This window comes from Methylobacterium sp. J-067 (genome assembly GCF_022829465.1).
GTDB lineage: Bacteria > Pseudomonadota > Alphaproteobacteria > Rhizobiales > Beijerinckiaceae > Methylobacterium > Methylobacterium litchii.
On sequence record NZ_JAKSXZ010000135.1, the window covers coordinates 107,918 to 122,921 of the forward strand.

The 15,004-nt window shown below is 71.7% G+C and carries 14 protein-coding genes; 12 read left to right on the plus strand and 2 right to left on the minus strand.

What is annotated here, in order from left to right; genetic code table 11:
• Positions 1-19 precede the first annotated feature (19 nt).
• Complete coding sequence (locus tag MKK52_RS20370; protein WP_243956936.1) at positions 20-1,030, minus strand: 1-aminocyclopropane-1-carboxylate deaminase; 1,011 nt, start codon at positions 1,028-1,030, stop codon at positions 20-22.
• Between the two features lie 143 nt (positions 1,031-1,173).
• Between MKK52_RS20370 and MKK52_RS20375 the strand changes: the two genes are divergently transcribed.
• The 7 genes from MKK52_RS20375 to MKK52_RS20405 all read left to right on the plus strand — a co-directional run bounded on the left by MKK52_RS20375 (position 1,174) and on the right by MKK52_RS20405 (position 7,032).
• Positions 1,174-1,653, plus strand: a complete 480-nt coding sequence (locus MKK52_RS20375) for an Lrp/AsnC family transcriptional regulator (RefSeq protein WP_243956938.1) — start codon at positions 1,174-1,176, stop codon at positions 1,651-1,653.
• A gap of 134 nt (positions 1,654-1,787) precedes the next feature.
• A complete protein-coding gene (locus MKK52_RS20380; protein WP_243956940.1) occupies positions 1,788-2,717 on the plus strand; it encodes a glycosyltransferase family 2 protein in 930 nt (309 codons plus the stop codon).
• Positions 2,714-3,640 carry a glycosyltransferase family 2 protein gene (locus tag MKK52_RS20385; RefSeq protein WP_243956941.1) on the plus strand — a complete coding sequence of 309 codons (927 nt, stop codon included), beginning with the start codon at positions 2,714-2,716 and terminating at the stop codon, positions 3,638-3,640. Before MKK52_RS20380 ends, MKK52_RS20385 begins: the two co-directional genes overlap by 4 nt.
• Positions 3,641-3,660: 20 nt before the next feature.
• Positions 3,661-4,428, plus strand: a complete 768-nt coding sequence (locus tag MKK52_RS20390) for a glycosyltransferase family 2 protein (protein ID WP_243956943.1) — start codon at positions 3,661-3,663, stop codon at positions 4,426-4,428.
• Positions 4,425-5,138, plus strand: a complete 714-nt coding sequence (locus MKK52_RS20395; protein ID WP_243956946.1) for a TVP38/TMEM64 family protein — start codon at positions 4,425-4,427, stop codon at positions 5,136-5,138. Before MKK52_RS20390 ends, MKK52_RS20395 begins: the two co-directional genes overlap by 4 nt.
• Positions 5,138-6,556, plus strand: coding sequence for a DUF2142 domain-containing protein (locus MKK52_RS20400; RefSeq protein WP_243957068.1), 1,419 nt, complete (start codon positions 5,138-5,140; stop codon positions 6,554-6,556). The genes MKK52_RS20395 and MKK52_RS20400 overlap by 1 nt, the downstream gene beginning before the upstream one ends.
• A 59-nt stretch (positions 6,557-6,615) precedes the next feature.
• Positions 6,616-7,032 (plus strand): DUF4864 domain-containing protein, encoded by a 417-nt coding sequence (locus MKK52_RS20405; protein ID WP_243956948.1) that lies wholly within the window; start codon positions 6,616-6,618, stop codon positions 7,030-7,032.
• Here the strand turns inward: MKK52_RS20405 and MKK52_RS20410 are convergent.
• Positions 7,022-7,495, minus strand: a complete 474-nt coding sequence (locus tag MKK52_RS20410; protein ID WP_243956950.1) for a DUF2442 domain-containing protein — start codon at positions 7,493-7,495, stop codon at positions 7,022-7,024. The two genes, MKK52_RS20405 and MKK52_RS20410, sit on opposite strands and share 11 nt — an antisense overlap.
• A 305-nt stretch (positions 7,496-7,800) precedes the next feature.
• Between MKK52_RS20410 and thrC the strand changes: the two genes are divergently transcribed.
• The 5 genes from thrC (at position 7,801) to MKK52_RS20435 (ending at position 15,004) form a co-directional block, all read left to right on the plus strand.
• Positions 7,801-9,213, plus strand: coding sequence for a threonine synthase (thrC, locus tag MKK52_RS20415; protein ID WP_243956952.1), 1,413 nt, complete (start codon positions 7,801-7,803; stop codon positions 9,211-9,213).
• 7 nt (positions 9,214-9,220) lie between these two features.
• Complete coding sequence (locus MKK52_RS20420) at positions 9,221-10,519, plus strand: M16 family metallopeptidase (protein WP_243956954.1); 1,299 nt, start codon at positions 9,221-9,223, stop codon at positions 10,517-10,519.
• A 119-nt stretch (positions 10,520-10,638) separates the two neighbouring features.
• Positions 10,639-13,536 (plus strand): EAL domain-containing protein, encoded by a 2,898-nt coding sequence (locus tag MKK52_RS20425; RefSeq protein WP_243956957.1) that lies wholly within the window; start codon positions 10,639-10,641, stop codon positions 13,534-13,536.
• 70 nt (positions 13,537-13,606) lie between these two features.
• Positions 13,607-13,951, plus strand: coding sequence for a hypothetical protein (locus MKK52_RS20430; RefSeq protein WP_243956959.1), 345 nt, complete (start codon positions 13,607-13,609; stop codon positions 13,949-13,951).
• A gap of 120 nt (positions 13,952-14,071) precedes the next feature.
• Positions 14,072-15,004 carry a ferredoxin--NAD(+) reductase gene (locus tag MKK52_RS20435; protein WP_243956967.1) on the plus strand — a complete coding sequence of 311 codons (933 nt, stop codon included), beginning with the start codon at positions 14,072-14,074 and terminating at the stop codon, positions 15,002-15,004.

Sequence of the window (15,004 nt, forward strand, 5' to 3'; positions counted from 1 at the left end):
AGGCCGGGATGCGCCGGAATCAGCCGTTGCGGAAGGTGTAGCTGTAGCCGTTCAGCGCCGGGGCGCCGCCGAGATGGGCGTAGAGCACCTTGGAGCCCTTGGGGAAGAAGCCCTTCTGGATGAGGTCGATCATGCCCTGCATCGACTTCCCCTCGTAGACCGGGTCGGTGATCATGCCTTCGAGGCGGGCCGAGAGGCGGATCGCCTCCACGGTCTCCTTCGAGGGCACGCCGTAGACCGGGTAGGCGTAGTCTTCCTTGATGACCACGTCCTCGTCCTCGACGCGGGCGGCGCCAATGAGTTCGGCGGTGTTGCGGGCGATGTCGAGCACCTGGGCGCGGGTCTGCGCCGGGGTGCAGGAGGCGTCGATGCCGATGACGTTGCGGGCACGCCCATCCGCGCCGAAGCCGACCACCATGCCGGCATGGGTCGAGCCCGTCACCGTGCAGACCACGATGTAGTCGAAGCGCACGCCCATCTCCTTCTCCTGGGCGCGGACCTCCTCGGCGAAGCCGACATAGCCGAGGCCGCCGTACTTGTGCACCGAGGCGCCGGCCGGGATCGCGTAGGGCTTGCCGCCCTCGGCCTCGACCTCGGCGAGCGCCCGCTTCCACGAATCGCGGATGCCGATGTCGAACCCGTCATCGACGAGTTGGGCCTGCGCGCCCATCAGGCGCGAGAGCAGGATGTTGCCGACGCGGTCGTACACGGCGTCCTCGTGCGGCACCCAGGCTTCCTGGATCAGCCGGCACTTGAGGCCGAGCTTGGCCGCCACCGCCGCCACCATCCGCGTGTGGTTCGACTGCACGCCGCCGATGGAGACCAGGGTGTCCGCGCCGGACTTCAGGGCGTCCGGCACGATGTATTCGAGCTTGCGCAGCTTGTTGCCGCCATAGGCGAGGCCGGAATTGCAATCCTCGCGCTTGGCGTAGATCTCGACCTCGTTCCCGAGATGGGCCGAGAGCCGCTTCAGCGGCTCGATCGGCGTCGGGCCGAAGGTGAGGGGATAGCGCTCGAACTTTTCCAGCATCGGGTCTGTCTCCGGGTCTTGGACGCGTGGCCAAGGTAGCAAACGCCGAACGGAAGGTGCTCTCGATTTTACCCCCGCCAATGTGCTTTCTGTTTTCCCGAATTGCCTTGACCCTTCCGAACGTTCCGCATCAGCCTCCCAAAATGAAAGAATCCACCGATCCGCCTGCGCTCGACCGCACCGATCTCAGGATCCTGCGCCTGCTCCAATCCGACGGGCGGATGGGCAATGCCGAGATCGCCAAGCGGGTGAACACCAGCGCCGCCACCTGCCACCGCCGGCTCCAGGCGCTGTTCGCCGGCGGCGTGGTGCGGGTGGTGCGGGCGCTCATCGACCCTGCGCGGGTGGGGCGCGGCACCCTCGTCATCGTCGGCGTGGTGCTCGACCGCTCGACCCCGGAGGCCTTCTCCGCCTTCGAGGCCGCCGTGCGCGGGATTCCCACCGTCCTCGATTGCCACCTCGTGGCCGGGGACTTCGATTACTTCCTCAAGATCCGGGTCTCGGACATGGCGGATTTCAACCGCCTGCACAGCACGACCCTGCTCGGCCTGCCGGGCGTCCGACAGCTGCGGACCTTCTTCGTGATGAAGGAGGTCATCGACAACGCGCCCCTCGATCTCTAGACACGCCCCATGGCGTGGGACTTTTGCCCACGAAATGGATCGAGACGGGTGGCCCTCGCGGCGGCCTCATGAAAACCGCATTGGAATCGTCACCAGCCCAGCCTGGAACATCGCTTGTCCGGATGAAGCCGCCCATGCCGCCCCCGCACCCGGAGACGGCGACCGCCGCCCCCGCGCCGGGGCTCGCGCGGATCGCCGCCGGGATCACCCTCTTCCACCCGACACCGGCCCAGGTCGCGGCCCTGCCCTCGCGCCTGCCCGACGGCCTCGGGGCGCGGCTCGCCTATGCCAACTCCCCCCTCGACGGGCAGACGCGGGACATGCTGGCGCGGGCGGGCTTCACCCTCCTCGGCGACGGCACGAATCGCGGCATTGCGGAGGCCCTGAACCGCCTCGCGGCGGCGGCCCAGGCGGCGGGGGGGGAATGCCTCTACCTTCTCGATCAGGACGCAGCCGCCGCCCCCTCCCTGCCGGGGGCGCTGCTCGCCGGGCGGGATCGCCTGCGGGCACGGGGCCTCGCCCCGGCGGTCATCGGCCCCGCCGCCTCGGCCGCGCCGGGCCACAAGGCGCCCGCCTACCCGGCGAGGGCCGGCGAGGCCGCCGTGGCGGGCCTGAGCCCCGTGCAGTTCGTCGCGACCTCCGGCACGCTCCTCGACCTGGCGGCCTTCGCGCGCACCGGCCCGTTCCGGGCGGATTTCTTCATCGACGGGGTCGAGCTCGAATGGTGCTTCCGCGCCTGGAGCCTCGGCCACGGCACCTATTGCGACCCTAGCGTCTGCCTGCCCCACCGGGTCGGCGGCGGGACGATCCGGCGGCTGGGTCTCACGATGCCGCGCCAGCCCCTGTTCCGCATGGCGACCTATCTGAGGAACAGCGTCTACGCGTGGCGCCTGCCGCACCTGCCGCTCTCGTGGAAGCTCGCCCAGGGGCTCTACCTGCCCCTCCAGGCCCTCCTCTACTGGGCCGATTCCGGCTGGCGCCCCGCCGTGCTCGGCCGCCTCGCGGGCGCGGCGCGGGACGGGCTGATGGGCCGCCTTGGCCCCCCTCGGGATCTGCCGCGATGAGCGATCTCGACGTGGTGATCGTCAACTGGAACGGCGGCGCCCTGCTGCGCGATTGCCTCGCCGGGCTCGCCGCCTCGGAGGGGGCGGACCGCCTCGCCGTGACCGTGGTGGACAACGCCTCCACCGACGCCTCCCTCGATCACCTGCCTGCCCTGCCCTTCCCGTTCCGGGTGATCCGCAACGCGGACAATCTCGGCTTCGGCCGCGCCTGCAACCAGGGCGCGGCGGCGGGCACGGCCCCGGCGATCCTGTTCCTGAACCCCGACGCGCGGGTCGAGCCCGACGCCCTGCCCCGCGCCCGCGCCGCGCTCCTCGGGGAGCCGGGATGGGGCATCGTCGGCGCGCGGCTCGTCGAACCGGACGGGCAGAATGCCCGCTCCTGCGCCCGCGCGCCCCGGCCGCTCGCGATGCTCGGCCGAGCCTTCGCCCTGGACCGGATCGGCCTCGTGCCCCCGCATTTCCTGCGCGACTGGGACCACGGGCAGGACCGCGCCGTCGATCAGGTGATGGGCGCCTTCCTGATGATCCGGCGCGACCTGTTCGCCGCGCTCGGCGGCTTCGACGAGCGCTTCTTCGTCTATTACGAGGATGTCGACCTGTGCCTGAGGGCGCGGCAGGCGGGCTACGCCGTGCGCCACCTCGCCGGCCCCGCCGCCCGCCATCTCGGCCAGGGCACCACCCGGCAGGCCAAGGCGCGCCGCCTGTTCTACATCCTGCGCAGCGAGATCCTCTATGCCGCCAAGCACCACGGACGGCTCGCCGCCCTCGGCCTGACCGCCGCCGCCTTCTGCGGGCAGATCCCCCTGCGCCTCGCGCAGGCGCTGGCTCGCCGCTCCATCACCGAGGCCGGCGAGGTGCTTCGCGCCGCCCGCCTCCTCGCCGCCGCCCTGCCCGAGATCGCCCCGGCGATCCTCCGGGCCTGACCCGTTCGAAGACCCTGCCGATGCTCCACGGACACCGAATCGCCGTCGTCCTGCCTGCCTACAACGCGGCGGCGACCCTGGAACGCACCCACCGCGAGATCCCCTTCGACATCGTCGATGACGTGATCCTCATCGACGACGCCAGCCGGGACGCGACGGTGGCGGTGGCCGAGCGGCTGGGCATCCACACGGTGCGCCACGCCAAGAACCTCGGCTACGGCGGCAACCAGAAGACCTGCTACCGCACCGCCCTGGATCGCGGCGCCGACGTGGTGGTGATGCTCCACCCGGATTATCAATACGCCCCGCGCCTCGTGACCGCGATGGCCTCCATGATCGTCTCCGGCGAGTACGATGCGGTGCTGGCCTCGCGCATCCTCGGCAACGGCGCGCTCAAGGGCGGGATGCCGCTCTACAAGTACGTCGCCAACCGGGGGCTCACCCTCGTGCAGAACTGGCTGATGGGCCACAAGCTCTCCGAATACCATTCGGGCTACCGGGCCTGGAGCCGCAGGGTGCTCGAAGCCCTGCCCCTCGACCGCTGCTCGGACGATTTCGTCTTCGACAACGAGATGCTGGCGCTCGCCATGCACCAGGACTTCCGCATCGGCGAGATCTCCTGCCCGACGCGGTATTTCGACGACGCCTCGTCCATCAACTTCCGGCGCTCCTGCATCTATGGCCTCGGCGTCCTACGCACGAGCCTCGCCTACCGCCTGCACCACGCCGGCCTGAAGGCGGACCCGCTCTTCGCGGACGCTCCCGCCCCCGTGGAGGCGCGTCCGTGAGGCGCCCCCCGCTCCGCCGCCTCGCCGGCCTCGCGCTGCTCACGGGGCTCGCTGCCGCGCCGCTGGCGGTGGGCGTCCTCGCCCCCGATGCCGCCGAGCGGCTGACCGCCTCGCTGCGGGGCCTCGGCCCGGCGGGGCCGGCGATCATCGTGGCGGTGCAGGCGCTGGTCGCCGCCTCGGGGATCGTGCCGGCCTCCGGCGTCGGCATCGCGGCGGGGGCGCTCCTCGGACCGGTCGAGGGTTTCTGCGTCGCCGCCCTCGGCACCCTGGCGGGGGCGCTCATCACCTTCGGCCTCGCGCGGACGATGCTCGGCGCCCGCACGCTGGCCCGGTTCGGCGGACGGCGGCTCGCGGCCCTCGACGGCGCCCTCAAGGCCGAGGGCTGGCGCCTCGTTTGCCTGATCCGGCTCTCGCCGATCATGCCCTTCGCGCCGACGAGCCTCGCCCTCGGGGCGAGCGCGGTCCCTCTACGCGACTACGCCCTCGGCACGCTCGCCGCCCTGCCGGCCCTGTTCGCCTACGTCGCCCTCGGGGCGCTGGGGCGCGGGGGCGGCCATCTCCTCTCCGGCGCCGGACCGGCGGAATGGCTGCGCCTCGGAATGCTCTGTGCGGGCGCGCTCGCGACCGTGCTGCTGATGCTGCGCCTGCGCCGGATCCTGGGCGACGCGCTCCCGCCGGAGAGCCTGCCGGACGGGGACATCCCCGCGTGATGCGCCTGCCCTCCGGCCCAAGATTCTGGTGCCTCGCTTATCTGGTCCTGTGCGCCCCGGTCTGCATCGCCCTCGCGCTGATCGTCCCGCCCGGCGAGGTCGCCGACGAGGGCGCCCACCTCGCCCGCGCCGCCGCGCTGATCCAGGGCGACATGGTCGGCCATCGCGAGAGCGTGCGCTATTCCGACGGCTCGACCCATCTTGCGGCGGGGGTGCGCCTCGACCCGGTCTGGGACCGGATCGGCCGCTCCCGGCCCAAGGATTTCGGCGGCGCCATCTCGGCGGTCGAGAGCGAGCCCGACGCGCGCGGCCGGATCTTCGTGCCGCTCTACACGGTCGGCACCTATCCGCCCTTCCTCTACCTGCCCGGCGCGGCGGGGCTCGGCATCGCGCGCGTCCTCGACCTCGCGGCGGAGGTCGGCTTCTATCTCGGTCGGCTCGGCAACGCGACGGCGACCCTGGCGATCGCGCTCGCCGCCCTCGCGCTCGCCCATCGCGGGCGGGTCGCGCTGTTCGCCGTCCTCGCCCTGCCGATGACCCTGTCGCTGGCGGCCTCGTTCAACCAGGACGCCCCGATCATCGCCCTCGCGGCGCTCGCCGCCGCGTTGCTCACGCCCCGGCCGCTCACCGGAGCGGGCGCCCGCTGGCGGCTGTCCGGCGCGATCCTCAGCCTCGCCCTCGTGGTGCTGGCCAAGCCCCCCTATGCCGGGCTCGCCGCCATGCTGCTGGTGCCCCTGCCCCCCCGGGGCGAGTGGATGCGCCACGCCGCCCGGCGCCTCGCGGCGGCGTTCTTCGCCGTGCTGCCCGCCATCCTCTGGACGGCGGCGGCGACGACCTATGTCGCGACGCCCGTGCCCCGCGCCGCCTACGAGGCCGGGCCGCTCTGGTCCGGCCCCCGCCCGGCGACCTTCACCGCCACCGATCCGAAGGCGCAGGCGCAGGTCCTGCTCGAAAAACCCGCCCGGATCGCCACCCTGCCGGGCCATTTCCTCGGCACGGTCAAGCACCTGACCATCCTCTACAAGGGCGCCATCGGCATCTTCGGCTGGCTCGACAGGCCGTTGCCGGGCGTCCTCTACGGGCTCTGGGCCGTGGCCCTGCTCGTGCCGCTCCTCCTGCTGCGGCAGGGCACCCTGCCCCCCTGGCCGGAGCGTTTGATCCTGCCGGCGGCGGCCGTCGCCTGCCTGTGGCTCGTGGTGATCTCGCAATACCTCACCTGGACGAATGTCGGCGAAAACCGGATCGACGGCCCGCAGGGGCGCTACCTCCTGCCCCTCGTGCCGATGCTCGTCCTCGCCTTCGCCCGCACCCGACGGGAGGAGGCCGGGCGCTGGCCGGCGATGCTTCCCGTGGCGGCGGCGGCCGTCGATGTCGTCGCCCTGCCGCTGGCGGCCCTGGCGATGACGATCCCCGCCTGACGCTTGCCGGGATCGCGCAGCCGCCTACAATTCATGGTTACTCCCCGGAGGGACCAGCCATGCGCGCCCTGTCCTGTCTCTTCCTTCTTCTGGGATGCCTCGGGTCCGGGGCGTGGGCCGGCGAGGCGGAACAGGCGGCGGCCCGGGCGGTCATCAGCCGGCAGGCCGAGGCCTTCGGCCGGGACGACGCCCCGACCGCCTACGCCCAGGCGGCCCCGGCGATCCGCGACATCTTCCCGAACGCGGACCTGTTCCTCGGGATGGTGCGCAACCAGTACCAGCCGGTCTACCGCCACCGCAGCTTCGTCTTCGGCACCGCCCGCGACGTCGGCGAGACCTCGGTGAGCCAAACGGTGGCGATCCAGGACGAGAACGGCACCGACTGGACGGCGGAGTACACCCTGGACCGCCAGCCCGACGGCGAATGGCGCATCACCGGCTGCCGCCTCGTCAAGGCGCCGGGGATCAGCGCGTGAGGGACCGGTCCAGCTCTCGGCACGCGAGTGCGATGTAGCGCGGGATCTCCCGCTCCTTGGCGTAATAGGCCACGAGCCGCCGGGCGATCCCGAGATGGGCGGCGGCGGCGTCGAGGGTGAGGTTGTTGCGCCTCAGGAAGGTCGAGAAGTCCGCGTTGGTCATGGCCGCCTCGGCCAGTTCCTCGATCGTCTCCGCGCCGATATCGAGGTCGTCGTGCCCCGGCCACACCACCGAAGCCCCCCACTCGCCCAAGCAGAGATCGGCGAACGGCACCGCGCCGTCGCGCAGGGGCTTGAAGACCTTAAAGGTGAAGATCACCGGCGCGAGGTCCACGATCTCCGCGCGGCCGGCGCGGGTCCCCTCCGCCCAGCGTACCGTGACGGCGAACCGTCCCGGCCCCGGCTCGACGCCCGCCAGCTTCGGCAGCGCGCGGCCGACGGTGACGATGTCAGTCTCGCTCATTGAGACGCCTCGAAAGACACGACCGTATCATACTGCACGCGACAGACTCCCTCCCCCCTTTGCGGGGGAGGGTGGCCCCCGATAGGGGGTCGGGAAAGGGGAGCGACGGTGCCGAACCGGGCACCACTTCTCACCATGCGCTCGCTTCGTTCTGAAGCGGGGTTCCCCTCTCCCGACCCCCACTCACGTGGGGGCCACCCTCCCCCGCAGAGGGGGGAGGGCGAGCGCCCTTCAGGTGCAACGGCATCGACTTCGACACGCAAGCCCGCATCGTGTAGAGGGACCGCCTTCCCACGGAGGCCCCTGTGCTCCACGTCTCGACCCGCGGCGAGGCCGCGCCGCTCTCGTTCTCGGATGCGCTGCTCGCCGGATTGGCCCGCGATGGCGGCCTCTACGTGCCCCAGACCTGGCCGCGAATCAGCCGCGACGAGATCGCCGCGCTGGCCGGCAAGCCCTATGCCGAGGCCGCCAAGCGCGTGCTGCGCCCGCTCGTGGACGGCGAGATCGCCGATGCCGACCTCGACCGGATGATCGACGACGCCTACGCCACCTTCCGGCACCCGGCGATCTGCCCGATCACCCAGATCGACGACAACCTGTTCCTGCTGGAGCTCTTCCACGGCCCGACGCTCGCGTTCAAGGACGTGGCGATGCAGCTGCTCGGCCGGCTGATGGACCACGTGCTGCGCCAGCGCCGCAGCCGGGCGACCATCGTCGGCGCCACCTCCGGCGACACCGGCTCGGCCGCCGTTGAGGCGTTCCGCGGGCTCGATCAGGTCGACGTGTTCATCCTCTACCCGCACGGGCGGGTCTCGGAGGTGCAGCGGCGGCAGATGACCTCCGTGGACGCCCCGAACGTCCACGCGCTCGCCATCGACGGCACGTTCGACGATTGCCAGAACATCGTCAAAGCCTTGTTCCAGCACGGCGATTTCGCCGACGAGGTCCGCCTCTCCGGCGTGAACTCCATCAACTGGGCCCGCGTCGCGGCGCAGGTGGTCTATTACTTCACCAGCGCCGTGGCGCTCGGCGCCCCGCACCGCGAGGTCTCCTTCGCGGTGCCGACCGGCAATTTCGGCGACATCCTCGCCGGCTGGGTCGCCAAGAAGATGGGCCTGCCGATCAAGCGCCTGATGATCGGCACCAACGCCAACGACATCCTCGTGCGCACCCTGGAGCACGGCGCCTACGAGTTGCGCGGCGTCGAGCCCACCACCTCGCCCTCCATGGACATCCAGATCTCCTCGAATTTCGAGCGGCTGCTGTTCGAGGCCCTCGGCCGGGACGCATCGAGCCTGTCGCGGCTCATGGCCGGGCTGAAGCAATCGGGCGGGTTCCACCTCGACGACGCGGTGCTCGCCACGATCCGCAACGAGTTCGACGCCCACGCGGTGCCGGAGAGCGCCGTGATGGAGGAGATCGCCTTCAGCCACGCGGCGACCGGCGTGACCCTCGATCCGCACAGCGCCATCGGCGTGAACGCGGGCCGCCGCCTGCTGGAGAAGGACCCGGCGACGCCAGTCGTGGCACTGGCCACCGCCCATCCGGCGAAGTTCCCCGATGCGGTCTCCAAGGCGACGGGCGGCCGGCGCCCTGCCCTGCCCCCGCACCTCGCCGACCTGATGGACCGGCCCGAGCGCCTGACCCGCGTCGCCAACGACCAGGGAGCCATCGAGCGCCTCATCCGCGAGCGCGCCCGCATCACGAAGGGCGGCTGAGCCACCGATGAACCAGCATTTCTCGACGCACGCCGCCTCCCCGACCCTCCGCGTCACCCGCCTGCCCAACGGGGTGAGCGTCGTGACCGAGCCGATGCCGGGGGTGGCGACCGCGAGCCTCGGCGTCTGGGTCGGGGCGGGCTCCCGCCACGAGCGCCCCGCCGAGAGCGGCCTGTCGCATCTCATCGAGCACATGGCGTTCAAGGGCACCGCCCGGCGCACCGCGCGGGGCATCGCCGAGGAGATCGAGAACGTCGGCGGCGAGATCAACGCCGCCACCTCCACCGAGACGACGAGCTACACCGCCCGCGTGCTGGGCGAGGATACCGGCCTCGCCCTCGACGTGATCGGCGACATCCTGACGAGCGCCACCTTCGACGAGGGCGAACTCGCCCGCGAGAAGGGCGTGATCCTGCAGGAATACGCGGCCATCGAGGACACGCCGGACGACGTCGTCTACGACGCCTTCACCGAGGCCGCCTTCCCCGGCCAGCCGGTGGGTCGCCCGATCATCGGGCGGCCGGAGACGATCCAGAGCTTCGACGAGGCGGGCATCCGCGCCTACCTCGCCCGCGAATACACCCCGGACCGCCTCGTGGTGGCGGGGGCGGGCTGCGTCGAGCACGAGGCCATCGTGGCGGCGGCCGAGCAGCATTTCGGGGGCATGAAGGCCGTCGAGGCGCCGCCGATGGAGCCCGGCCGCTATGGCGGCGGCGAGCGGCGGATGAAGCGCAAGCTCGAACAGGCCAACCTCGTGATCGGCCTGCCCGGCCTCTCCTTCCGCGACGAGGGCTATTACGCCCTGCACATGTTCGCGCAGGTGCTCGGCGGCGGCCTGACCTCGCGCCTGTGGCACGAGGTGCGCGAGACGCGCGGCCTCGCCTACGAGATCCAGGCCTTCCACTGGCCCTTCTCCGATTGCGGCCTGTTCGGCATCGGCGCGGGCACGGCGGGCTCGGACGTGGCCGAACTCGTGGACGTGACCTTGGAGGCCACCACCCGCGCCGCCCGCGACCTCGACGAGACCGAGATCGCCCGCGCCAAGGCGCAATTGAAGGTCTCGCTGCTCTCGGCGCTCGAGACGCCGGGCGGGCGGATCGAGCGCAACGCCCGCCAGATCCTCGCCTGGGGCCGGGTGATCCCCGCCGCCGAGGTGATCGCCAAGGTCGATGCGGTGACGGTCGAGGACGTGCGCCGGGTGGCCGCGACGATGCTCGCCGGGTCGCCGACGCTCGCCGCCATCGGCCCCATCGCGGGATTGCCGTCGCTGGAGCGGATCGCGGCGGGGCTGTCGGGCGGGCGCTGAACCGCCTTCAACTTGATTTGGCCGCAAAGGGGCGCGATCCGCGAACGGTGGACCGGCGCGCCCTCGGCCTTGCCGGGCCTTCACGCCGTCTTTACCAATCGAGGCCGCCAGGGCGGCCGATGCAGACACCCCCGGCCGGACACGTCAGCCCCTTGCGCATCCTCGCCCTCCTTCTGATCCTGGTCGGCGGCCTCGTCTCGGTCGGCCCCGCCCGCGCCGTGGAGGCGGTCAGGGTCGGCCTCGACCAGCCGGTGATCGACCTGACCGGCGCCATCGAGCGCTACCGGTCGGACGGCGACCTCGTTCAGATCTCCACCGCCGCCGGCAAGGACGGCATCAAGCGGCGCATCGTCGTGAAGGCCCGCGACGCGGGCGCCCGGCCCGACTGGATCGCCTTCGCGCTGACGAACGACACCGACGAGCAGATCGACCGCATCCTCATCGCCCCGCATTTCCGGCTGGTCGGCTCCGGGGTGATCTGGCCCGATCTCGGCGGTTCGCGCATCGCCGCCATCACCGCGAGCCAGGGCATCCGCCCCGAGCGCGACGAGAACCCGGACGCGGACCAGTTCACCATCACCCTCGATCCCGGCACGACGGTCACCTACGTCGCCGAGTTGCGCAACGCGAACGTGCCGCAACTCCACCTGTGGGACCAAGACGCCTACCGCCGGAAGACGGCGGGCCTGACGCTCTACAAGGGCATCATCATCGGCATCAGCGGGCTGCTGGCCCTGTTCCTCACCATCGTCTTCGTGGTGAAGGGCGCGATCATCTTCCCCGCCGCCGCCGCGCTGGCATGGTCGGTGCTCGCCTATGCCTGCATCGATTTCGGCTTCCTGCAGCGGGTCTTCCCCGTCACCGAACTGGCCGAGCGGGTCTATCGCGCTTCCGCCGAGGCGGTGCTCGGCGCGACGCTGCTGGTGTTCCTGTTCGCCTACCTGAACCTCGCCCGCTGGCACGTCCGCTACAGCCACGTCGCCTTCTTCTGGCTCGCCTTCCTCGCGGGCCTCGTCGGGCTCGCGGTGTTCGATCCGCCCGTGGCGGCGGGGGTGGCGCGCATCTCCATCGCGGCGGTGGCCGGCATCGGCCTGCTGCTGATCCTCTACCTCTCCGTCCACAACGGCTACGACCGGGCGATCCTGCTGGTGCCGACCTGGCTCCTGCTGATGATCTGGGTGACGGCGGCGGGCTTCGCGGTGACGGGCCAGATCGGCAGCGACCTCGTGCAGCCGGCGCTCATCGGCGGCCTCGTGCTGATCGTGATGCTGATCGGCTTCACGGTGCTGCAGCACGCCTTCGCGGGCAGCGGCCTCTCCCACGCCCTCGTCTCCGACACCGAGCGCCGGGCGCTGGCGCTGACCGGCGCGGGCGACGTGGTGTTCGACTGGGACGTGCCCGCCGACAAGATCTTCGTCGGCCCCGAGATCGAGGCGCAGCTCGGCCTGTCGCGCGGGGCGCTGGAAGGCCCGGCCGCGAACTGGCTCGGCGCCCTGCACCCGTTCGACGTGGAGCGCTACTCGGCGGCCCTCGACACGGTGATCGAGGAGCGGCGCGGCCGCATCGTCCACGATTTCCGCCTGCGCTCGTCCGCCGGCAGCTATTTCTGGTACCGGCTGAAGGCCCGTCCGGTGATCGGCGCCGACGGCGAGGTGATCCGCGTGGTCGGCACCATCGCGGACGTGACCGAGGTGAAGACCGCCGAGGAGCGCCTGCTGCACGATGCCGTGCATGACAGCCTCACCGGCCTGCCGAACCGCGAATTGTTCGGGGACCGCCTCGACGCGGCCCTGGCCTTCGCCGGCCAGGACGCGCGGCTCAAGCCCACGATCCTCGTCCTCGACATCGACCGCTTCACCGGCATCAACGACGCCATCGGCCTCTCGGCGGGCGATTCGATCCTGCTCACCCTGTCGCGGCGGCTCGGGCGGCTGCTGCGCCCGCAGGACACCCTCGCCCGCCTCTCCGGCGACGAGTTCGCGGTGATCCTGCTCTCCGAGCGCGACCCCGACCGGATCCTCGCCTTCGCGAGCATGATCCAGCGGGCCATCGCCACGCCGATCACCTATGCCGACCGGGAGATCTTCCTCACCGTCTCCATCGGGCTCGCCCTCTACGAGGGTGGCCAGAAGCGCGACGAGGTGCTGAAGAACGCCGAGGTCGCGATGATCCAGGCCAAGCGGCAGGGCGGCGACCGGATTGAGGTGTTCCGCGCCCACATGCGCGCCGAGCGCTCCGACCGGGTGATGCTCGAAGGCGATCTGCGCAAGGCCATCGAACGCAACGAGATGCGGGTGCTGTTCAACCCCGTCGTGCGCCTCGACGACCGCACGGTGGCAGGCTTCGAGACGGTGCTGCGCTGGGACCACCCGAAGCTCGGGCGCATCCCGGCGGCGACGTTCCTGCCGCTCGCCGAGGAATGCGGCCTCATCGTCAACCTCGGCATCTTCGCCCTGGAGCGCACCGCGCTGGAACTCGCGGCGTGGCAGCGCTCGCTCGAAGTCGAGCCGCCGATCTTCGCCGCCTGCAACCTGTCCTCGCGGCAGTTGCTGCGCCACGACCTCCTGCACGATGTGAAGACGGTGCTCGCCCGCTCCGGCGTGCTCCCCGGCTCCCTGAAGCTCGAATTCAGCGAGAGCCTCGTGATGGAGAACCCGGAATACGCGGCGCAGATGCTCTCGCGCATCCACGACCTCGGGGCGGGCCTGTGCCTCTCTGATTTCGGCACCGGCTACTCGGCGCTCTCCTACCTGCAGCGCTTCCCGTTCGACACGATCAAGGTGGACCGCGACTTCGTCCGCCAGATCGCCTCGGGCCAGACCGGCATCCTGCGCTCCATCGTGAAGATGGCGAGCGAACTGAACCTCTCCATCGTCGCCGAGGGCTGCGAATCGGAGGCCGACGCCGTGGCGCTGGTGGAGCTTGGCTGCGAATACGCCCTCGGCCCGGCCTTCGGCGAGCCGATGACCATGCTCCAGGCCCGCCAGATCGTCGGCGCGGCGCCGGAGGCCGCGTAGGTCCGGTTAAGCCCGCCTTAACCACGTTCACCCAGAGTCATCCACAGGTCGCGTGTGGGGGGATGAGCGGATGGCCGAGGCGGCGAGGCGTTTCCAACCGGCGGGCAGCCCGGATCTCGTGCGCCGCATGATCGCCCGGCCGGTGCGGCTCGCGCATCAGGCGCGCACCCGCCTGCCCGAGCGCGAGGCCACGCCCGTCCAGGCGCCGGCCATGGCCCGCGCCGAGGCCGCCATCGCCCGGCTCGAAGCCGAGCTCGGGGTGATGAAGGCGGTGGTGCGGGTGCAGCGGCAGGAGATCGAATCCCTGCGGGCGCAGCGCCGGCTGCTCACCGAATCCTCGCCCGACGACGACGTGCGGGCGACCCGCGAGCGCTGGGCCGACCTCGTCGATTCCCTGCTGATCCGCGCCCGCTGAAGGCATCCGGCCGGCGCTCGCCCGTCCGTTCCCGTCCAGGATGAACCAGTGTCGCACGATGTCCGCGGGAACACCGATCCCTTCCTTCCGCATCGTGCCGTGAGACGCGAGGGTTCCGCCATGCGCGCGCGCTGCTCGCTCGTCGTCAACGGCCGTGCCGTCCGCTGCTCGCCCGGCGACACGCCCCTCGAAGCCGCCCTGGCCGAGGGGATGATCGCGCCGGTCCCCGGCCTGCACGGCACGCATCTCCTCGGCCAGGGCGCCGCCCCGGCCGCCCGCCGCAGCCAGGGCCGCCGCGCCCGCGAGGCCCCCGCGCCGCTCTCCGAGGTGCCGGAGAGCCGCCCCGGCGAGGCCGTCCCGGCCCCCGCCCCGCAGGAGCGCGCCCGCCAGACCCTGAAGGGGACCGTGACGCAAGTGCGCCGCCTCGGCCCCGGCATCCTCGAAGTCGTCGCCACCCTGACCCGCCGGCCGCTCCACGAGCCCGGCCAGCATTACGCGGTGAGCCTCCCCGGCCTGCCGACCCAGACTCTGTGCCCGACGTTGCGCGTCGATGGCTCGACCGAGATCAACGAGGCGGTGTTCCACCTGAACCGCGAGGCGGAGGGCGACGCCCTCGACGCCCTCGCCATCGGCCGCGAGGTGAAGCTCAAGGGCCCGATGGGGCGCAGCCATTACCGGCCGGGCGGCGGGCGGCTGGTGCTGGCCGCCTCGGAGGCCGGGTTCGGGCCGATCTGGGCCATCGCCCGGGCCGCGCGCTACATCGAGCCGGATCGCGACATGGCGCTCGCCATCGGCGCCCGCGATGCCCTCGACCTCTACATGCGCGAGAGCCTCGACTGGCTGCGCGCCACCGGGGTCGGGCGGATCGTGCTCTGCGCCGAGCGGGGCCGCCAGCGCCCGCCGGACGTGCGCCCCGGCCCCGTGGGCGCCCATCTCCCGCCCTTGCGGGCAACCGACGTGATCCACGTGGCCGGCGACATCGGCACGGTCGGCGCCGTGCAGGCGCTGGCCGGCGCGGTCGGCGCGCGCTGCTACCCGATCGTGGTGGAATAA